We start from the raw sequence: 19,687 nt of genomic DNA, 5'->3' as shown, positions 1-19,687 counted from the left end.
CTTCGGCGTGTGGCCCACCCGGCCCGGCCCCGCCTTTCCCACCTGACATGACCCGACTGCGCAAGATCATCCACGTTGACATGGACGCGTTCTACGCGTCGGTGGAGCAGCGCGACGATCCGTCACTGCGCGGCAAGCCGGTGGTCGTGGCATGGCGTGGCGCCCGCTCGGTGGTGTGTGCGGCGTCCTACGAGGCGCGCGTGTTCGGCGTGCGTTCGGCGATGCCCGCCGTGCGTGCCGAGCGCCTGTGCCCGGACGCGATCTTCGTGCCGCCGGACTTCGCGCGTTACAAGGCGGTGTCACAGCAGGTACGCGCGATCTTCCTGCGCCATACCGACCTGGTCGAGCCGCTGTCGCTGGACGAGGCCTATCTGGACGTGAGCGAGCCGAAGAGTGGCATTGAACTGGCCACCGACATCGCCCGCACCATCCGCGCGCAGATCCGCGAGGAAACGAACCTGACTGCTTCAGCCGGGATCGCGCCGAACAAGTTCCTGGCCAAGATCGCCTCGGACTGGCGCAAGCCCGACGGCCAGTTCGTGATTCCACCGCAGCGCGTGGATGCGTTCCTGGCGCCGCTGCCGGTGAACCGCGTGCCCGGCGTCGGCAAGGTCATGGAAGGCAAGCTGGCCGCGCGCGGCATCGTCACCTGCGGCGACCTGCGGCAGTGGGCCTTGATCGATCTGGAAGAGGCATTCGGCAGCTTCGGCCGCAGCCTGTACAACCGCGCACGTGGCATCGACGAGCGGCCGGTGGAACCGGACCAGCAGGTGCAGTCGATCTCCTCGGAGGACACCTTCGCCGAAGACCTGCTGCTGGAAGACCTGACAGAGGCGATCGTGCAGCTGGCAGGGAAGACCTGGAACGCCACGCGCAAGACCGAGCGCATCGGCCACACCGTGGTGCTGAAACTGAAGACCGCGCAGTTCCGCATCCTCACCCGCAGCTTCACCCCGGAGCGCCCGCCGGAATCGATGGAAGAGCTGCGCGACATCGCGCTGGCCCTGCGCGCCCGCGTCGATCTGCCGGCGGAGACCCGTTACCGCCTGGTCGGCGTCGGGCTGGGTGGCTTCCGCGAAAAGGAGCCGGTGGTGCAGGGGGAACTGTTCGAGCACTGATCATTGCCGTGCCGACCAACGGTCGGCACCCACCAACAGCAGCAGGTTCCATCAGCAGCAGGAAACTGTCGAAGGCGGGGTGGGTCCGGTTGCGGGGGCGTGAGCCGCATGGGCCCGAGGCATGCCTCGGGCGGGTTGGGCAGGACGCCCAACCCCGGTCTTGCCGTGTGCGCAGGACAGCGCACACGAGCAAGCCGCGACCGAGCTTACATGGACGTACTTGCAGCGTCCCCCGCAACCGGACCCACCCCGCCATCCCACGGATAGCCAGCTGTTGCTGTTGCTGTTGCCTCTGCGGGTGCAGGGCGCAGCCCTGCAAAAAGAAAACTCCCTACCTCACGGCCACTGCATCTCGCCCTTGGCCACCTTCGCACTCAGTTCCAGCGACGCCACGCCCGCCAGCTTCGGATAACGCGCCTGCATCGCCTTCACCAGTGCCGCACTGTCCTTGGCCTTGGCCGCCTCGGCATCGAACGCGCGGATGTAGTCTGCGGTGAAGCGCAGCGCACTGGCATCCAGTGCGGCACCCGGCGCGTAATGCCCCGGCACCACCACCTTCGGCTTCAGCGCCTGCAACCGCTGCAGGGTCTGCAGCCAGTCGGCATGCGACTTCGGCGTCTGCGTGTCGGCCATCCACACGTGTTCACCGGCCACCACCGGAATGCCGCCGACGATCGCGCGCAGCGACGGCACCCACAGCACCGTGCGGTCCGGGGTCGGGCCATCCAGGCCGATCAGCGGCAGGCGCTGGCCTTCCAGCTGCAGGGCATCGCCATCCAGCACCTGCGGCACCACGATGCGCGACGGCACGTCGGCACCCATCTTCGGCCCCCAGTAGGCCAGCTTGCCGGCCTGGGTCTGCTGGATGTGGGCAACGGTCTGCGCAGTGGCGACGATGCGTGCCTGCGGGAACGCGTCCTGCAGGGTAGCCAGGCCGAAGTAGTAGTCCGGATCACCGTGGCTGATGTAGATCGTTGTCAGCTGCTTGCCGCTGGCGCGGATCAGCTCGACCAGCTTGCGCGCATCGCTGGCGCCGAACTGCGCGTTGACCAGGATCGCATCGCGGCGGCCTTCGATCAGCACCGAGGACACCGAGAACATCGCCTGCGGACCGGGATGGAAGGTCTGCAGGTGCAGCTGGGATTTTGTCGCTGCCGCGGGCGCCGCGGTGGCCGGTGCGGCCAGCAGCGGCGCACTGGTGAAGCTGGCGGCCAGGGCGAGGGGAAGCAGCAGGGCAGCGGTGCGCATTGGAAATTCCTTGTGTCGAATGGGGAGCCGAACGTGGGCTATGCCGGGCGTCCTTGCCCGGGCCCCTGCGGGCCGTCGCAAGCGACGCTGGCAACGGCTCCTGCCGTTGCCTTCGGCTCTACAGCTGGGTAGCGCCGGGCCATGCCCGGCGGACGCCATGATCAGTACGCGGCCGTGATGATCTGCTTCGGGTACTGCTGCGCTTCCAGCTCGGCGACGAACGCGGCGCCGTAGTCGGCGTAGCTGATGCGGCTGTGGCCGCTGGCATCAGCGAGGAAGGCCTTGGGCTGCACGCGGTACTGGCCGCGCTCTTCGCCCGGGCCGATTTCGGCGGCCGGCGAGAAGAAGGTCCAGTCCAGGTCGTCCACCGCCTGCAGGCGATTGAAGGCTTCACGATGGGCCAGCGCGTACGGCTTGTAGGCCTCCGGGAAGTTGGGGGTATCGACCAGCTGCACGCCCGGCGCGACTTCCAGGCTGCCGGCGCCACCGACCACCACCAGGCGCGGTACACCGGCCTTGCGCGCGGCGGCGGCCAGCTGCGCGGCCACTTCGCCGACGCGGCCGATGTCATCGCGCGGACGCGGGCCATAGGCGCTGGCCAGCACGTCGTGGCCGGCGATGGCGGCGACCAGGGCATCCTGGTCATCCAGCGAGGCGATCACCGGATGGGCACCGGCCAGTTCGGCCGGAAGATCCTGCGCGCTGCGCACGATGACGGTGAGTTCGTGGCCGTTGGCCAGCGCGTGGCGGGCGATCTGGCGGCCGATGTTGCCGGTGGAACCAACGAGGGCGATCTTCATGGCAGGACTCCGTGGGGCGGTGTGGGGTGGGAATGGGGCCACTCTAGGCCGCTGCAGTCGCTCGAAAAACAGCGTATAACGCGCTTGTTTGTTGCATGGATCGAGCATATGGACCGACTGACCGCCATGACCGTATTCGTCGAGGTGGCCGAGCGCGGCAGCCTCACCGCCGCCGCCGAGGTGCTGGACATGTCGCGGGCGATGGTCAGCCGCTACCTGGCCGAGGTCGAGGCTTGGCTGGGCGCGCGCCTGCTGCACCGGACCACGCGCCGGGTCAGCCTGACCGGCCCGGGCGAGGCGGCGCTGGCGCGCTTCCGGCAGATGCTGGCCATCGGCGAGGAACTGCAGGGCGAGCTGGCCAGCGACGATCCCGAACCGCATGGCACGCTGCGGGTGACCGCCAGCGTGTCGTTCGGGCAGAGCCACCTGGCGCGTGCGGTGGCCGCTTTTGTCGCACGCCATCCGGCGGCGCGCATCGAGCTGCTGCTGGTCGACCGCATGGTGAACCTGGTGGAAGAGCGGGTGGACCTTGCGGTGCGCATCGCCCGCCAGATCGATCCCAGCCTGATCGCACGACGGCTGGCCACCTGCCGCTCGGTGCTGTGCGCGACGCCGTCGTACCTGCAGGCGCGCGGTACGCCTACCGCCCCGGAACACCTGGCCGCGCACAACTGCCTGACCCATCACTACGTGGGCAAGAGCCTGTGGCAGCTGCACCGCGATGGCCGTTCGCTGTCGGTGGCGGTGGGCGGCAACATCAGCGCCAACGAAGCCTCGCTGTTGCTGGAAGCGGTGCGTGCGGGCGCCGGCATCGCGATGCTGCCGACCTACCAGGTGGCGCCACTGCTGCGCAGTGGCGAGCTGATCGAGTTGTTGCCCGAGTTCAGTCTGGACGAACTCGGCATTCATGCCGTGTACGCATCACGGCGCCAGCAGCCCGCTATCATGCGGCGATTCCTGGACTTCCTGGCCGAGTGTTTCGCCAGCCCGGCCTTCCAGGATCTGGATTGGCGCCCACCGGGCAAGGAGAACACATGAACCACGGACAGGCCTTGATCGACCACAACCGTGCTGCCTGGGACCGCCAGGCCAGTGAAGTGCGCGAATGGTCGCGCCCGGTGGAAAGTTCAACCGTTGCCGCCGCGCGCGAAGGACGTTGGCAGGTGCACCTGACGCCTCGCGCCCTGCCGCTGGACTGGCTGGGGGATGTGCGCGGCCGCCGCATCCTCTGCCTGGCCTCGGGCGGTGGCCAGCAGGCCCCGGTGCTGGCGGCGGCCGGGGCGGAGGTGACCGTGTTCGATCTGTCCGATGGCCAGCTCGAGCAGGATCGTCAGGTGGCGGCGCGTGATGGCCTGCAACTGCGCACGGTGCAGGGCGACATGCGCGATCTGCACGCCTTCGCCAACGACAGCTTCGATGTGGTGTTCCACCCGATCTCCAACCTGTACGTGCCCGACGTCCGGCCGGTGTGGACCGAATGCCGCCGCGTGCTGGCGCGTGATGGCATGCTGATGGCCAGCTTCTACAACCCGGTGCTGTTCGTCGGTGCACGCGATCCGCAGCTGGATGCACAGGGCCTGATCCGACCGCAGTACGCCATTCCCTATTCGGATCTGGAAGACCTGCCACCGGCCGAGCGCGAGGCGAAACTGGCGCGGGGCGATGCGCTGACCTTCGGCCACAGCCTGACCGAACTGATCGGTGGCCAGCTCGATGCCGGCTTCGTCATCGATCGCTTCATGGAAGACTGGCAGCCGCAGCCGCGCTTCCTGATCGACCGCTATCTGCCCACCTTCCTGGCTACCCGCGCGCGCCGGATCGGCTGAGGCGGATCGGTGCAAAAACCAGCGGCGTACAATGGACGGCCCCACGTCGCACAGGTGCCGTTCCCTTGTCGTATCCCTATCCGCTGGTCGTGTTCGACCTCGATGGCACGCTGGTCGACAGCGCTGCCGATATTGCCGAAGCACTGAACCGCACGCTGGAAGACATCGGCCTGGCGCGCGTGCCGGAAGCCACGGTTCTGGGCTGGATCGGCGACGGTGTGCGTCGTCTGGTCGAACAGGCGGTGCAGGCCGCCGGCCGCGAGGTGGACCTGGCCGAGGTGATGCCGGTGTTCATGGTGCACTACCGTGAGTGCCTGCTGCGCAGCCCGCGACTGTTCGACGGCGTGGGCGAAGCGCTGGCGCAACTGCGTGCGCGCAACGTGCCGCTGGCGATCTGCACCAACAAGCCCGAAGCACTGGTGCCGCCGCTGCTGCAGCACCTGGGTATCGGTGATGCATTCGCGCTGGTACTGGGGGGGGATTCGCTGCCGCAGCGCAAGCCCAGTGGCGAGCCACTGCGGCACATCGCCGCGCACTTCGGGCTGCCGGTGGAGTCCTGCCTGATGGTGGGTGATTCGTTGACCGACTACCGCGCCGCCGAAGAGGCCAGCATGCCGATCGCGCTGGTGCGCTACGGCTATCCGCGCGGCCTGGACCTGGCCACCGCGCATGCGGTGGCGGTGATCGACGACCTGCGTGAACTTCCGGGGTTGCGGGGCTGAAGCAGAGGGGTAGTGCCGGCCGCTGGCCGGCAACCCGGAATGCGTTGCCGAAGGTCATGATGTTGCCGGCCAGTGGCCGGCACCACCATGACCGTTGCGCTCACTTCGGCTGGTAACGCACGCCCAACTGGTACTCGCGGCCGGGCTGGTTGAACCATGCCACCGTTTCGTAGCGACGGTCGAAGACGTTGGCGGCACGTGCCAGCAGCGACCACGATGGCGTCAGTGCGTACTCAGCGCGCAGGTCCAGCGTGCCGTAGCCTCCCACCTTCACCGTGTTGGCGGCATCGTCGTAGCGCTTGCCGGCACCCTGCACGGTCAGGCCTGCGCGGAAATCGCCGAAGCGACGGTCGATGTCCAGGCGCGCGGTCTGCTGCGCGCGGCGTGGCAGCCAGTTGTCGAACTGGGTGCTGCCGCCGGTGCGGTTGCGCGGGTCGGTGTAGCTCAGCTGCGCGTTGATGTCGAAGCCGGCCAGCAGCACGCCACCGGTCAGCTCGGCACCGCGGATGCGGGCCTTCTCCACCTGCTGCATCTTGAAGGTTGCCGCATCGTAGGTGATCAGGTCATCGATGCGGGTTTCATACACGTCCAGGCCCCAGTGCCAGCCCTGGCCCTGCTGCGAAACGCCGAGGTTGGCGCTCTTGGACTTCTCCGGCTTCAACGTCGGCACGCCGCTCCACGGGTCGTACAGATCGCTGAAGGTCGGTGCCTTGAACGCCGTGCCATAGCTGGCGTTGAGGCGCAGGCCGTGGCCCAGCTCCATCGCCCAGCCAACGCTGCCGGTGGCGTGGTTGCCGAACTGCTGGTTGTCGTCGTTGCGTGCGCTGGCCTGCAGCTGGTGGCGGCCGAAGCGGCCCTGGTACTGCACGAACACGCCGGTGTTGCGGCGGCTGTCGACCAGGTAACCCGCGCTGTTGCCATCCAGGTTGTCTTCGCTCCAGTCCACGCCTGCGCTCAGCAGCTGGCCCTCGGCCACGCCGAAATCGCCCTGCAGTGAGGCGCTGTCGCGGTGGGTCTGTGCGCTGCCACGTGCACCGAAGTCGCCGAAGTTGTCCGACTCGTTGTCACTGCGGCCGACGTTTGCGGTGAATGCCAGGCGCTCGGACGGGGTGTAGCGCACCTTGCCGGCCAGCACCTGCTGGCGGGTTTCCGAATAGTTGTAGTAACCGTCGTAATGGTTCCTGCCGTCGGCGCGCAGGGCGCTGCCTTCCACGTTCCACTGCTCGTTGAAGGTGTAGCCACCGCGCAGGCTCTTGGACAGGTTGCGGTAGCCGTCGCGGTCGGGCTCGTCGGCGAAGCAGCCGGCGAACAGCGTGGCCGAGCCGCGGCAGGCATCGATGCCGTCGGAATGCTGGTAGGCGATGTCGGCACCGAACCAGCCGCGTTCGGTACCGCCGCCAATGCCACCGCTGGCTTCACGCAGGCCGTTGCTGCCACCGCCAAGCTGGAAGTGCGGGGCGAAATCGCCCTGGTTGCGGCGGGTGAAGATCTGGATCACGCCACCGATGGCGTCGGCGCCGTACAGGCTCGACTGCGGGCCGCGCACGATCTCCACGCGCTCGATCTGCGCCAGCGGCAGATCCTGGTACATGGCCAGGCCGAGGTCGGCGCTGTTGATGCGCACGCCGTCCACCAGCACTACGGTGTGGCCGGAATTGGTACCGCGCAGGAACAGCGAGCTCTGCTTGCCGAGGCCGCCGGCATTGGCCAGGTTGATGCCGGCGCGACCGCGCAGCAGTTCCTGCAGCGAAGTGGCTTGGCTGGATTCGATCTGGGCGCGGTCGATCACCTGCGCCGGCGCGATGCTGTCCTGCAGGGCGATCGGGGTGCGGGTGGCAGTGACCAGGATCTGGTCGAGCGCGGTGGTGTCATTGGCGGCCTGGGCCAGCGCGGGCAGGGCGGCCAGCACGGCCAGGGACAGCATTCGGGACTGCAGCTTCATGGGGGACTCCGGGTGCCACGCACGCCCGCGTGGCGAAGGGGAGGAGCCGCGAAGGCAGGCGTGCGCCGATGCCGCAGCGCACGCCACGGTCATCCAGCGCCATGCCCACCGCATCGCGACCTGAGGCTTCCGGGCCGGTCTCCGGGCTTGCCGCCGGGTGGCGCGAGGCCACCGTCCAGGCGCCTTCCCATGCCTGCGGCACAGTGGCGGTGTTGCCTGGAACTGACGTGCTTACCGTTGCGGGGGCAGCGCCGGCCTGGCGTGGAATCACGCGTCACCGGCTTCCCGTTTCAACCTGCCGGCCATGGCCGCAGGTCACCTGGAAGTGCGCGCAGTCTACGGCATCGCAGGCCGTCCCGTTGCGTCGCGCCTGCGCGACTGCCTTTGCTGTGCCTTTAGAATGGTTGCTCGATCCCGTGGTGCCGTTGCCGATGTCCGCCCGTTTTCCGCTGTACCTGCGTCGCCCGTCCGGGACGCGCGCATGATCCTCGACCTGGTCCGCCATGCCGGCAACGGTCGCGATGAGTTCCTCGATGGCCGCAGCGATCCACCGCAGCTGGCCGGCCTGCCACAGGAGCTGGTCGAGGCCTACGCCGGGCAACGCTGGGAGCGGGTGATCAGTTCACCGCGGTTGCGCGCGCTGCATACGGCGATGGCCCTGGCCACGCCGCGTGGGCTGGACGTGGAAGCGGATGAGGAATGGGAAGAACTGGACTTCGGCGATTGGGACGGGCGGTCGCTGTTCGACTTGCCGGAGGATGCACTGGCGGCCTTCCATGCCGACCCGCACGCGTTCCCGCCGCCCAATGGCGAGAGCTGGGGCCACTTCGAGCGGCGCATCGCGCGCGCGCTGGATCGCCTGCTCGATGATGACGATCCGGTGCCGACGCTGGTGGTCAGCCATGGCGGCCCGTTGCGCATGGTGCTGTCGCAGGTCTGCGGCCTGCCCATGTCGCTGTGCTGGGCGCTGCGCATCGACCACGGCACGCGCCTGCGGGTGTGGCTGGAGCGCGGCGAGATCGGGCTGGTGGGTGAGCTGCTGGAGCTGCAGCAGCCCTGAGCGCACTCGCCGGGCATGGCCCGGCGCTACCGATCCCGCATCACACATCCCCCAGGAACGCGGAGGCCTCAATCCTCGTCCGCGCCCTCGGCCACGCTGTCCTCAGCGTCATCGTCGGCATCGAAGCGCTGCTCATGCACCGGGCCCGACGCCGGGCCGGCTGCCTTCAGCGGATGCGCAGCGATGCGTGCTTCGTAATCCTGCACCAGTGCTTCACGCTGTGGCTCGCTCAGCTCCTGCCAATGGCAGTCCAGCAAAGCGCCTTCCAGCGAGTACAGCAGGTTCAGGCTGGGCTTGAAGCCGGCGCGCTTGACCTTGACGAAGGCGCCGACGGCTCCGATCGCGACCAGGTCGTCGCGGCTGCGCAGGCCGACCTGGCGCAGCCACGCCGCACTTTTCGGGCCGATGTTGCGCAGCTTCGGTGCGCTCATCCCAGCGCCTCGACGAACACGCGGGCGATGGCTTCCAGGCCAGCCTGGTCGTCGGCATCGAAGCGGCCGACCTTCGGGCTGTCGATGTCGAACACGCCGATCAGTTCATCGCCGCGCAGCAGCGGCACCACCAGTTCCGAGCGCGAGGCCGAATCGCAGGCGATGTGGCCGGGGAAGGCGTCGACGTCCTCTACGCGCTGGGTCACGCGCTGGCTGGCGGCGGCACCGCACACGCCCTTGTCCAGCGGGATGCGCACGCAGGCCGGCAGGCCCTGGAACGGGCCGACCACCAGTTCCTTGCCGTCGTACAGGTAGAAGCCCACCCAGTTCAGGTCGGGCAGGGCGTGGTAGACCAGGGCCGAGAGGTTGGCCGCGTTGGCGATGCGGTCGGACTCGGCGTAGACCAGGCCACGGGCCTGTTCCAGCAGCTGGGCGTATTGTTCCGGCTTGCTGCCGGTGAGCGAGGCATTGGCGAACATGCCAGCAGTCTAGCAAGCGTGCCGGGCCAGCGATAATGCACACACTGTTGCCCTGTTGGAGCCCGTCGATGCCGTTGCCCGCCACGCTGCCGCCCGCCCTGTTCGTCACCGGCACCGATACCGAGATCGGCAAGACCGCGGCCAGCACCGCGCTGCTGCACGCACTGCGCCGGCGCGGCCTGCGCGCGGTGGGGATGAAGCCGGTGGCCAGCGGCAGCGAAGACCTGGGCCAGGGCCTGCGCAACGAAGACGCATTGGCGCTGCAGGCGGCCAGCTGGCCGGTACCGGACTATGCCGATCTGAACCCATATGCGTTGCGCCAGCCGCTGGCACCGGAGCTGGCCGCTGCCGAGGACGGCGTGCAGGTGGAGCTGGCGCCGATCATGGCAGCGTTCGAGCGGCTGCGCGCGCAGGCCGATGTCGTGGTGGTGGAGGGGGTTGGCGGTTGGCTGGCACCGGTCTCGGCCACGCTCGACCAGCTCGACCTGGTGCGCGCATTGCGGTTGCCGGTGTTGCTGGTGGTGGGCATGCGGCTGGGCTGCGTCAACCACGCGCGTCTGACCGCGCAGTCGTTGCAGGCCAGCGGCGTGGAGTGCCTGGGCTGGATCGGCAACCACATCGACCCGGCGATGCAGCGCCAGGATGAGAACATCGCAACGCTGCAGCAGCGCCTGCCGATGCCGTGCTGGGGGCGGCTGCCACATCTGCCGGGAGCGGATGGCGAAGCGTTGAGCGCGCATCTGCTCGATTGACCTGGGGTAGTGCCGGCCGCTGGCCGGCAACCTCGATGTATCCACCTGCGTGCAGTTGCCGGCCAGCGGCCGGCACTACCGTGCTGCGGCCGCCAGCTCCCGCGCGATCGCACCCAACCGCTCCACCGCGCCGATGAAGCGTGCATCCAGCGTCTGGCAGCACGACAGCCGCAGGCAATGGCGATACCGCGCGCCGCGTGAATACACCTGGCCGGGCATGAACACGATGTCCTCCTGCAGTGCACGCTCGAACAGCTCGCGCGTGTCCACGCCGGGCAGTTCCAGCCACAGCAGGAAGCCACCCTGCGGTTCGGTGGCGCGGGTGCCGGCCGGGAAGTGTTCGGCCACCAGCTGGCGCAGCCGTCCGACCTGTTCGCGGTACAGGCGGCGCATGCGATGCAGGTGGTGCTCGTAGCTGCCCGCCTCCAGATAGGCCGCCACCGCGTCGCCCAGCAGCTGCGGCTCGCCGCCGGTGGACTGGAATTTCAGCAGCGCGATGCGCTCGGCGAAGCGGCCGCCATCGAGCCAGCCGATGCGGTAATCCGGCGCCAGCGTCTTGGAAAAGCCGCCGACCACCATCACCCAGCCATCGCGATCGAAGGCCTTCAGGAGCGGTGCCGGCGGTTCGCAGAACTGCAGTTCGGCATACACCGCATCTTCGATCAGCGGCAGCTGGCGTGCGTTGACCAGTTCGGCCAGGCGTTGCTTGGCGGCGGTCGGCATGGTGCAGCCGAGCGGGTTATGCACGGTCGGCATCACCACCAGTGCGGCCAGCGGCGTGTGCTCCAGCAGCGCGTCCAGCGCATCCACATCCAGGCCGAGCTGCGGATGGGTGGGCAGTTCGATGGCCTGCAGGCCGAGGTTGGCCAGCAACGGGTAGAGGTTGAAGTAGGACGGCGCCTCGATGCCGACCGCATTACCGGGCTGGGTGACCGCGCGTAGCGCCAGCTGCAGCCCTTCCATCGCACCGTGGGTCAGCAGCAGGCGTTCGCTGTGGGTATGCAGGCCCATGCGCGGGCCGCGGCGCACGATCTGCGCCAGCAGCCGTGGCGAGCCGTTGGGGCGAGCGTAGGTCTCCACGGTCTGCTGGCCATGGCGCAGTACCTGCGCCGTGTGCTTGGCCAGCTGCGCTCCGGGGTAGAACTGGCGACCGCGCGGGCCGGCAAAGGCCAGGTCGATCACGCCGGGGCGGCGCTGTGCTTCCAGCACGCGGGCCATCAGTACCTGCTGCAGCGGCGCGGTGGGCGCAGAAGGTGTGTCGCGCAGCGAACGTTCCGGCACCGACAGCCGCGGCGCGACCTCGAAGCCGGCCTTGGGCCGCGGAATGACCAGACCAGCGTCTTCCAGCTGGCGGTAGGCGGCGATCACCGTGTTCAGGCTGAGCCGGCGCTGCGACGCCATCTGCCGCAGCGAGGGCAGGCGGCTGCCTACCGGAAGCCGGCCGCCATGGATGGCCTCGGCCAGTTCGTCGGACAGCCGTTGGTAGCGGGGGGGGATCATTGCGCTCTGATCATCTGTATCCATCGAGTTTCCCGCCATCTGGTGCTGTACCCATGATGACGGCGAGCCTAGCATGTCGTTGTCGGCCGGGCCTGATCGGGGCACGGCCGGTACTTTCCAAGCGCACGGCTGGATGGCCGTGCGTCTTTTTTTGGTAGTGCCGGCCGCTGGCCGGCATTCCCTGGAACCGCAGGAGCCGGCCAGCGGCCGGCACTACCCGGGTCGTTACCGCATTGGCAGGAGCGTCACCGAGCGCCAGCCGGCCCCACGGAAATGCCGTCAGCGCATCGGCACCAGCACCGCATCGCGCCGGTACAGCCCCGGGAACTGCTTGCCCAAGGCGGCCAGCTTCGGAGCGTCGTAGTAGCGGATGTAGGCGGCCTGCGGGTAGTTGGTCATGTAGTTCTGGTGGTAGCTCTCGGCCGGGTAGAAGCGCTGGCCGCTGACCAGCTGGGTGACGATCGGCGCGCGGAAGCTGCCGGCCTGGCCGAGCTGGGCGATGTAGGCGCGGCTGGCCGCCTGCTGGCGGGCGTCGTCAGTGAAAATCGCCGACCGGTACTGGCTGCCGTGGTCGGGCCCCTGACGGTTGAGCTGGGTCGGGTCGTGCACCACCGAGAAGAACACCTGCATCAACTGCCCATAGCTGACCTGGCGTGGGTCGTAGTCGACCTTCACCGCTTCGGCATGACCGGTCTGACCGCTGCTGACCCGCTCATAGCGGGCATTGGCAGCGCTGCCACCGATGTAGCCGGACACCGCATTACTCACGCCTTTGACATGCTGGAACACGCCCTGCACGCCCCAGAAGCAACCGCCGGCGAACACCACGCTGGCGTGGGTGGCGTCATCGCGGAACGCGGCATCGCCGCTGGGTGCTGGCAGCGCGCCGGTCTGCGCGCTGGCTTCGACCGGTGCCGCGATGGCGCCATGGTCAACGAGCAGCACGCCGGCGATGAGTGCCGTGGCCACCAGTCCGGCAACGCCAGCGGCAATGCCCTGTTCAAAGGAGAATTTCATCGTGTCCTCCCGGTTCAACCGAAGGTGAAGGCATAGGCCTGCACGCCCGCATCGAGGAATTCGATCTCGAAGCGGTGCGGGCTGACCGTGCCGCGTTGGCGCACCAGCTGGTAGAGGCGGTGCTCGTCGACCACGCCGCTGCCATCGGCGCCGACATCAGTGCCGGCATCGGTGGCGGGCAATGGCTTGCCATCCAGCAGGACGCGGAAGCGCACCGGCTTTCCTTCCTGGCCCGGTGCCAGCACCAGGTGCAGGTCGCGCGCATGGAACTGGAAGGCGATGCGGCCACCGGCCTGCTGCAGCTGCGCAGCCTCGTCGGTAACGGTCCAGCGTCCGGACAGGCCCCACTGGTTCAACGCCAGGCTGGCCGGCAACGTGTAGTCGAACGCGGTGTCGCTGCGCTGCCCACCGGGCGAGGCGAACTGCTCGGCACGGGCGTGGCCCAGATAGGTTTCCGGCGAGCGCAGATTGCCCATGTCGGCCTGCGCAGCCACGCCCTTCAGATCGGCGGCGGCCGGATCGGCCGGCGGCGGCAGGTTCGTCTGGCCGGCCTCGGTCAGCAAGCGACGGATCACCTGTTCCGAGCGCGCATAGTTGCCCTCGCCGAACTGGTGGCCGCGGATGTTGCCCTGCGCATCGACGAAGTACTGCGCCGGCCAGTAGCGGTTGTTGAACGCGCGCCAGATCGTGTACTGGTTGTCCAGCGCCACCGGGTACTCAACCTTCAGCTGCTGCACCGCCTTCATGACGTTGCGCGGGTCACGCTCGAAGGCGAACTCCGGCGTGTGCACGCCGACCACTACCAGGCCGTGGTAGCGGTAGCGGCGTTCCCATTCGTGCACGAACGGCATCGCGCGCAGGCAGTTGATGCAGGAGTACGTCCAGAAATCGACCAGTACCACCTTGCCGCGCAACTGCTGGGCCGTCAGCGGTGGGCTGTTGAGCCAGCCGGTGGCACCATCCAGCGCGGGCAGGGTGCCTTCCACTGGCAGCGGTGCATTGGCATTCGCATCGGGGCCCGCCATCATCATCGACGGTGCTGCCGGCTGCGCACCGGGAACGGCATCCAGCAGGCCCTGCTCGATGCGCGCGGTGCTGACCGTAGACAGGCGGGTCAGCAGGCCGGTATCCCAGCCCAGCCCGATCGCCACCACCGCCAGCAGTGCGGCCACGCCCAGTACCTTGCGCAGCACATCGCCGAGGCCGAGCCGCGCCTGCAGCGCGCGGAACACGCGGCCACCTACCCATACCGCCAGCGCCAGTGCGGTAATTGCGCCCAGCGCGTAGGCCAGCAGCAGCGTGCTGGTGCCGGCGCTGGCCCCGTGCAGCGCGGCACCGGTCAGCACCAGGCCGAGGATCGGCCCGGCGCAGGGTGCCCACAGCAGGCCGGTGGCGATGCCGATCAGCAGCGAGGTCCACGCACCGCCACGCCCCGCTGCGTCGGCCGCATCGGCACGCGCGCTCAAGCGGGCACCCACGCGCTGGAACGGCGCCAGCAGATGGTCGGCCAGTCGTGGCCAGAGCAATGCCAGTGCGAACAGCGCCATCAGCAGCAGGGCGATCCAGCGTCCGACCTGGTTGGCCTGTGCCACCCATTGGCTGCCCACCGCAGCCAGGCTGGCGACCACGGTGAAGGTGAGTGCCATGCCCAGCAGCAGCGGCAGCGTGCTGCGCAGGAAGGGGCGGTCGGCACGGGCGAACACGAACGGCAGCACCGGCAGGATGCAGGGACTGAGCAGGGTCAGCGCGCCCCCCAGGTAGGCAAGCAGCAACAGCAGCATCGTCAGGCTCCGGAAGCAGGGGAAGAACCGACCGGCACCCGCCAGCCATCGGCGGTACCGCCCTCAGCGGCACCGGGAACGAACACCATCGCCGCGCCGTTCATGCAGTAGCGAAGTCCGGTTGGGCGAGGCCCGTCGTTGAACACATGACCGAGGTGGCCACCGCAGCGGCGGCAGTGCACCTCCACCCGCAGCATGCCGAAGGTGACGTCGCGGTCTTCGCCGATGGCGTTGTGCAGCGGCGCCCAGAAGCTGGGCCAGCCGGTGCCGCTCTCGAACTTGGTGGAGGAGGAGAACAGCGGCAGCGCACAGCCGGCGCAGGCAAACGTGCCCTGCCGGTGTTCCTTGTTGAGCGGGCTGCTGTACGGGCGCTCGGTCGCCTGCTGGCGCAGCACTGCGTACTGCGCCGGGGTCAGGCGCTGGCGCCAGTCGGCATCGCTGCGCATGACCTCGAACTGTCGCGACGGGCGCGCTTCAGCGGCGGCCGGGGCGGCACGGCTGCAGGCCCCCAGGCCGAGCAGGCCGGCGGCGGTGGCAACACCGCCCAGGCCCAGCAGATCGCGTCGGGTAAGGGACATGGCGGACTCCGGGAAGGGGCGACGGGGCCATGCTGCGCCCGCCCGGGTCAACGAATCCTCACGCAGGATTCAATTTTTCGTGAGGTATCGGCGTCCATCCCGCGCCACAATGCAGCCAGCCTCCCCACTGGCCCCGAGCTGCCGATGTCCACCAAACGCGTGCTGATCGTTGAAGACGATGCCCACATCGCCGACCTGCTGCGCATGCATCTGGGCGATGAGGGCTACGACGTCGCCCATGCCGCCAGCGGCGATGCCGGCCTGCGCCTGCTCGAGCAGGAAGGGCCATGGGATGCGCTGGTGCTGGACGTGATGCTGCCCGGCGTGGACGGCCTGCAGGTGTGCCAGCGTGCACGCGCGATGGCGCGCTATGTGCCGATCATCATCATCAGTGCGCGTGGCAGCGAAACGCAGCGCATCGTCGGCCTGGAACTGGGTGCGGATGATTACCTGGCCAAGCCCTTCTCGATGCCGGAACTGGTGGCCCGCGTGCGTGCGCTGCTGCGCCGGGCCGAGGCGATGGCGCAGAGCGCGCGCATCGATGCCGGCGCGATCGAGCTGGGTGGTCTGCAGCTGGACCCGGTCGCGCGCACCGCGTCGGTGGATGGCAACGCACTGGAGTTGACCCCGCGCGAGTTCGACCTGCTGCTGTTCTTCGCCCGTCATCCGGACCAGGTGTTCGCGCGCATGGAGCTGCTCAACCAGGTCTGGGGCTACCAGCACGATGGCTACGAGCACACGGTCAACACCCACATCAATCGCCTGCGCAGCAAGATCGAGCCGGACCCGGCCAATCCACGGCGGCTGCTGACGGTGTGGGGCCGTGGCTACAAGCTGGTCGATCCTGCCGGGGCGGCGGCATGATCAAGCCGAACCTGTGGCAGAAGCTGGCGGCGGTGATCGCTGCGCTGATGCTGATGTGCTGCATGGCGCTGCTGGCGCTGCAGATGCGCGCCAACACCCGCCACGAGCAGGAAGTGGTGCAGCGGTTGTCGCTGGGCCTGGCCGAGCACATTGCCCAGCGCAGCGAACTGATGGACACCAGCGGCATGCGTGATGCCGCGGTGCGCGCGCTGTTCGGCCAGCTGATGGCGGTCAACCCCAGCGTCGAGGTCTACCTGCTGGACGACCAGGGCCGCATCCTCGGCCACGATGCGCCGACAGGCCATCTGGTGCGCAACCGGGTGGACGTGGCACCGCTGCGCCGGCTGCTGGCCGGTGCGCCGTTGCCGATCCTGGGCGATGACCCGCGCAGCACGGACGGCCGCAAGGTGTTCAGTGCCGCGCCGCTGATCGTGCAGGGTCGCCAGGCCGGTTATGTGTACGTGGTGCTGGTCGGCGAACACCGTCAGATGCTGTCCGACGACCTTGCCGCCGGCAGCCAGTGGAACACCACGCTGTGGTCGGTGATGCTGGTCGGCAGCCTGGGCCTGCTGGCCGGGCTGGTGGCCTTCTACTGGGTGACGCGCCCGCTGCGGCGGCTGACCCGGCGCATCCAGGCCTTCGACATCGACGCACCCACGCCGTTGCCGCCGCCGGAGCCGTTGCGCGCCGGTGAGCGCGACGAGCTGGTGATCCTCGAACACGCACACGCGCAGATGGCGCAGCGGCTGGGCGAGCAGTGGCAGCAGCTGCGCCAGCAGGACCTGCAGCGCCGCGAGCTGGTCGCCAACATCTCGCACGACCTGCGCACGCCGTTGTCATCGCTGCACGGCTATCTGGAAACGCTGGCGCTGAAGGACGCCACGCTGTCGCCGGACGAGCGCCGCCGCTACCTCGGTATCGCGCTGGCGCAGAGCGCCAAGGTTGGCCGGCTGGCGCGTGCGCTGTTCGAGCTGGCGCGGCTGGAACATGGCGAAGTGCGCCTGGAGTGGGAGGTGTTCGCATTGCCGGAGCTGCTGCAGGACGTGCTGCAGAAATTCGAGCTGGCGGCGCAGGCTCGCAACCAGTACCTGCACGCGGACTTCCCGCCCGGCCTGCCGCTGGTGCGCGCCGATCTGGGCCTGGTCGAGCGGGTGCTGACCAACCTGCTCGACAACGCGCTGCGGCATGCGCCCGACGGTGGGCGGATCGAGGTGTGTCTGCGCGCGACGCCGGACAGCGTGGAGGTGAGCGTGGCCGATGATGGACCTGGTGTTGCCCCTGCACTGCGCACGCAGCTGTTCCAGGCACCGGCCGCGCTGGGCGCGCGACGTGGCGAGAACGGCGGGTTGGGCCTGCTGATCGTGCAGCGCATCGTGCAGTTGCACGGCCGTCGCATCGAACTGCGTGACAGCGAGCACGGCGCGTTGTTCGCGTTTGCGTTGCCGCGTGCGGAACCAGCGGCCTAGCAGGCCGCATCGCACTCCACGGCAGCGCCGCTTTCCAACGGCAGGTGCAGTCGGATGCAGGCACCACCCAGCTCCGAATCGGTTACTTCGACCTGGCCGCCATGCTTGTCGGCCACCACCTGCACCAGCGCCAGTCCGAGGCCGAAACCGGGGCTACCCGGATCCAGCCGCACATACGGTTGCAGCACCTGGCCGCGCAGTTCGGCTGCGATGCCGGGGCCATCGTCCTCCACCTGCAGGCACAGCCAGCCGTCGTTGACCGTGCTGGCGATACGGATCTGCCGCCGCGCATAGCGCAGGGCATTGCCGAGCAGGTTGCGCAATGCCAGTTCCAGCATGTGCCGGTTGACGTTGACCAGGCCCGCCGGCGACAGCACCTGCTGTACCGGCATCGGCAGCGGTGCGAACTGGGCCACCACGCCACGTACCAGTGCCGCCAGCTGCAGGCGCTGGCGGGTCAGCTGATGGCAGCGGCCGAGCGCGGCGTACTCGACGCCGGCATCGGTGAGGTGCTGCAGCCGATCGACATCAGTGCGCAGGCCGCCCAAGGCATCACGCTGGATCTCGTCCAGCGCGGTGTCCTCCAGGTCGGCCAGGCCGAAACGCATCCGCGCCAGCGGCGTGCGGACTTCGTGCGCCACCGCCTGCGCCAGCACGCGCTGGCTTTCCAGCAGCTGCTGCAGCTGCTCGGCCATGTGATTGAAGGCATTGGCCAGCGGCCGCACCAGCGCAGTGCCGGCGCGCGGCGCGCGGGTATCCAGCTGGCCGTCGCGCATCTGCCGGGCGGCCTGGGCCAGCTGCGAGACGTCGCGCCACAGGCGGTAGACCATCACGTACATCGGCAGCGCCACGGCCACCATCAGGATCAGCAGCAGGATCGCCACGCCTGACACTTCGCTGTCCTGCCAGCCCTCGTCAGGCAGCGCTTCGTCCAACGGCCCCAGCATCACCGCGTAGTCGCTGTCGCCGATCCGCTGCAGGCTGCGCATGTGCTCCAGGTCGATCTGCACCCGGCCGTTGCTGAAGGGGGGGCGCTGGCTGGCCGGCAGCGCCTTCATCGCCTCTGCCAACGGCACCATGCGCAGGGCATAGGCGAAGTCGGCGTCCAGTTCGCGCGCCAGCGTCGGCCACTGCTCGCGCGGGGTTTCGGCGAAGCGGTGCTGCAGCAGGGCATGGGTGCCGCGCATCTCGGCCAGCAGTCCGGCTTCGGTGCGGTCTTCCAGCAGCGCATCCCAGGCCCACAGGCCCAGCACGATCAGTAGCAGGTGGGCGACCAGGAAGCCGATGCCGTAGCGCAGGAAGTGGAAGGCGTGGCCGCGCATCGCCGAGGGCGTGCGCTTCATCCCCATGCCGAGCGGCTGAACAGGTAGCCGCGGCCACGCACGGTCTTGATCCGCTCCGGTTGTTCAGGGTTGTCGCCCAGCTTGCGGCGCAGGCGCGAGATGCGTGCATCGATCGAACGGTCCAGGCCGTCGAAGGCGATCCCGCGCAGGCCGCGCAGCAGCGCATCGCGGTCCAGGATCTGGCCGGCATTGCTGGCCAGCAGGAACAGCAGGTCGAACTCGGCAGTGGTGAGCTCCAGCAGCGCGCCCTGCAGGTGCACGTTGCGGGTGGACGGGTCGATGCTCAGCTCGCCGAAGCGGAGGCTGCCGTCGCGTGGTTCGACCCGGCGGTGGCGGCGCAGGTGGGCGCGCAGGCGGGCCAGCAGCACCCGTGGTTCGATCGGCTTGCCGATGTAATCATCGGCGCCCAGTTCCAGTCCCAGCACCTGGTCGATGTTGTCGGTGCGGGCGGTCAGCACGCAGATGATGCCGTCATAGTGGGGGCGGATCTGCCGACACACTTCGAAACCATCCTGGTCGGGCAGGCCGACATCGAGCAGGACCAGGGCGGGCTTGTCGGCCAGGATCCGGGCCACCGCACGCTCACCGCTGCGCTCGTGGGCCACCTGGTAGCCATGCCGCTGCAGATAGTCGCTGACCATCGTACCCAGGCGGGCATCGTCTTCGACCAGTACGATATCCAGCATTTTCAAGGCCTCCGTGGACGCACACGTACCGCCACGGCACGAGCGCGGCGATGCTATCCCAGCCTTCGGGCCGC

At 68.8% G+C, this 19,687-nt stretch carries 19 protein-coding genes and 1 riboswitch; of the genes, 8 read left to right on the top strand and 11 right to left on the bottom strand.

All coding sequences use genetic code 11. The features are described from left to right. Window positions 1–47: 47 nt before the first annotated feature. Complete coding sequence (dinB, locus tag AC5P5R_RS05640) at window positions 48–1,118, top strand: DNA polymerase IV (protein WP_100438825.1); 1,071 nt, start codon at window positions 48–50, stop codon at window positions 1,116–1,118. A 336-nt stretch (window positions 1,119–1,454) separates the two neighbouring features. Here the strand turns inward: dinB and AC5P5R_RS05635 are convergent, their stop codons facing one another. Next, window positions 1,455–2,366, bottom strand: a complete 912-nt coding sequence (locus tag AC5P5R_RS05635) for an MBL fold metallo-hydrolase (protein ID WP_012479033.1) — start codon at window positions 2,364–2,366, stop codon at window positions 1,455–1,457. A gap of 161 nt (window positions 2,367–2,527) precedes the next feature. Continuing rightward, window positions 2,528–3,166, bottom strand: a complete 639-nt coding sequence (locus tag AC5P5R_RS05630) for an NAD(P)-dependent oxidoreductase (protein ID WP_164281705.1) — start codon at window positions 3,164–3,166, stop codon at window positions 2,528–2,530. 108 nt (window positions 3,167–3,274) lie between these two features. Here AC5P5R_RS05630 and AC5P5R_RS05625 point away from each other — a divergent pair, with 108 nt between their 5' ends. The 3 genes from AC5P5R_RS05625 (at window position 3,275) to gph (ending at window position 5,714) form a co-directional block, all read left to right on the top strand. After that, window positions 3,275–4,204 carry a LysR family transcriptional regulator gene (locus tag AC5P5R_RS05625; protein ID WP_012479035.1) on the top strand — a complete coding sequence of 310 codons (930 nt, stop codon included), beginning with the start codon at window positions 3,275–3,277 and terminating at the stop codon, window positions 4,202–4,204. Then, window positions 4,201–4,992: a class I SAM-dependent methyltransferase gene (locus AC5P5R_RS05620; protein ID WP_012479036.1), complete on the top strand. Its 792-nt coding sequence runs from the start codon at window positions 4,201–4,203 to the stop codon at window positions 4,990–4,992. Before AC5P5R_RS05625 ends, AC5P5R_RS05620 begins: the two co-directional genes overlap by 4 nt. 65 nt (window positions 4,993–5,057) lie before the next feature. After that, window positions 5,058–5,714 (top strand): phosphoglycolate phosphatase, encoded by a 657-nt coding sequence (gene gph, locus AC5P5R_RS05615; protein WP_100438827.1) that lies wholly within the window; start codon window positions 5,058–5,060, stop codon window positions 5,712–5,714. 100 nt (window positions 5,715–5,814) lie between these two features. Here gph and btuB read toward each other — a convergent pair whose 3' ends face one another. Further along, entirely contained in the window at window positions 5,815–7,656 is a 1,842-nt protein-coding gene (gene btuB / locus AC5P5R_RS05610; RefSeq protein WP_111722863.1) for a TonB-dependent vitamin B12 receptor, read from the bottom strand. A gap of 115 nt (window positions 7,657–7,771) precedes the next feature. After that, a riboswitch (cobalamin riboswitch) is annotated at window positions 7,772–7,994 on the bottom strand. A gap of 143 nt (window positions 7,995–8,137) precedes the next feature. On the opposite strand from btuB, the gene AC5P5R_RS05605 reads away from it, so the two are divergent. Beyond that, window positions 8,138–8,716 (top strand): histidine phosphatase family protein, encoded by a 579-nt coding sequence (locus tag AC5P5R_RS05605; protein WP_005407938.1) that lies wholly within the window; start codon window positions 8,138–8,140, stop codon window positions 8,714–8,716. A 68-nt stretch (window positions 8,717–8,784) separates the two neighbouring features. On the opposite strand, the gene AC5P5R_RS05600 is transcribed toward AC5P5R_RS05605, so the two are convergent. Both AC5P5R_RS05600 and AC5P5R_RS05595 read right to left on the bottom strand, forming a co-directional pair. Further along, a complete protein-coding gene (locus AC5P5R_RS05600) occupies window positions 8,785–9,147 on the bottom strand; it encodes a TfoX/Sxy family protein (RefSeq protein ID WP_005407939.1) in 363 nt (120 codons plus the stop codon). After that, window positions 9,144–9,626, bottom strand: coding sequence for a GAF domain-containing protein (locus tag AC5P5R_RS05595; RefSeq protein ID WP_005407940.1), 483 nt, complete (start codon window positions 9,624–9,626; stop codon window positions 9,144–9,146). Before AC5P5R_RS05595 ends, AC5P5R_RS05600 begins: the two co-directional genes overlap by 4 nt. Before the next feature lie 68 nt (window positions 9,627–9,694). Between AC5P5R_RS05595 and bioD the strand changes: the two genes are divergently transcribed. Next, window positions 9,695–10,378 carry a dethiobiotin synthase gene (gene bioD, locus AC5P5R_RS05590; RefSeq protein WP_100438829.1) on the top strand — a complete coding sequence of 228 codons (684 nt, stop codon included), beginning with the start codon at window positions 9,695–9,697 and terminating at the stop codon, window positions 10,376–10,378. Window positions 10,379–10,453: 75 nt separating this feature from the next. Here the strand turns inward: bioD and AC5P5R_RS05585 are convergent, their stop codons facing one another. The 4 genes from AC5P5R_RS05585 to msrB all read right to left on the bottom strand — a co-directional run bounded on the left by AC5P5R_RS05585 (window position 10,454) and on the right by msrB (window position 15,254). Then, window positions 10,454–11,902, bottom strand: coding sequence for an aminotransferase-like domain-containing protein (locus AC5P5R_RS05585; RefSeq protein ID WP_032966406.1), 1,449 nt, complete (start codon window positions 11,900–11,902; stop codon window positions 10,454–10,456). 255 nt (window positions 11,903–12,157) lie between these two features. Further along, entirely contained in the window at window positions 12,158–12,895 is a 738-nt protein-coding gene (gene msrA, locus AC5P5R_RS05580; RefSeq protein ID WP_100438830.1) for a peptide-methionine (S)-S-oxide reductase MsrA, read from the bottom strand. Between the two features lie 14 nt (window positions 12,896–12,909). Next, the gene (locus AC5P5R_RS05575) at window positions 12,910–14,676 is read right to left on the bottom strand and encodes a cytochrome c biogenesis protein DipZ (RefSeq protein WP_100438831.1); all 1,767 of its coding nucleotides are present in this window, start codon (window positions 14,674–14,676) and stop codon (window positions 12,910–12,912) included. A gap of 2 nt (window positions 14,677–14,678) precedes the next feature. Continuing rightward, on the bottom strand, window positions 14,679–15,254 hold the full coding sequence (gene msrB / locus AC5P5R_RS05570) for a peptide-methionine (R)-S-oxide reductase MsrB (RefSeq protein ID WP_164281763.1): 576 nt from the start codon (window positions 15,252–15,254) through the stop codon (window positions 14,679–14,681). A 144-nt stretch (window positions 15,255–15,398) separates the two neighbouring features. Between msrB and AC5P5R_RS05565 the strand changes: the two genes are divergently transcribed. Further along, the gene (locus AC5P5R_RS05565) at window positions 15,399–16,118 is read left to right on the top strand and encodes a response regulator transcription factor (RefSeq protein ID WP_005407947.1); all 720 of its coding nucleotides are present in this window, start codon (window positions 15,399–15,401) and stop codon (window positions 16,116–16,118) included. Further along, a complete protein-coding gene (locus AC5P5R_RS05560; RefSeq protein ID WP_100438832.1) occupies window positions 16,115–17,584 on the top strand; it encodes a sensor histidine kinase in 1,470 nt (489 codons plus the stop codon). Before AC5P5R_RS05565 ends, AC5P5R_RS05560 begins: the two co-directional genes overlap by 4 nt. Here the strand turns inward: AC5P5R_RS05560 and AC5P5R_RS05555 are convergent. Both AC5P5R_RS05555 and AC5P5R_RS05550 read right to left on the bottom strand, forming a co-directional pair. Further along, window positions 17,581–18,927: an ATP-binding protein gene (locus AC5P5R_RS05555; RefSeq protein WP_100438833.1), complete on the bottom strand. Its 1,347-nt coding sequence runs from the start codon at window positions 18,925–18,927 to the stop codon at window positions 17,581–17,583. The genes AC5P5R_RS05560 and AC5P5R_RS05555 overlap by 4 nt on opposite strands. Further along, complete coding sequence (locus AC5P5R_RS05550) at window positions 18,924–19,613, bottom strand: winged helix-turn-helix domain-containing protein (protein ID WP_005407950.1); 690 nt, start codon at window positions 19,611–19,613, stop codon at window positions 18,924–18,926. The genes AC5P5R_RS05555 and AC5P5R_RS05550 overlap by 4 nt, the downstream gene beginning before the upstream one ends. Between the last annotated feature and the right edge of the window lie 74 nt (window positions 19,614–19,687).

It is taken from the genome of Stenotrophomonas sp. YJH_SMC_19 (genome assembly GCF_059367915.1).
The sequence above is the reverse complement of the archived record's forward strand: the minus strand, read 5'-3'. Positions and strand labels throughout refer to the sequence as shown.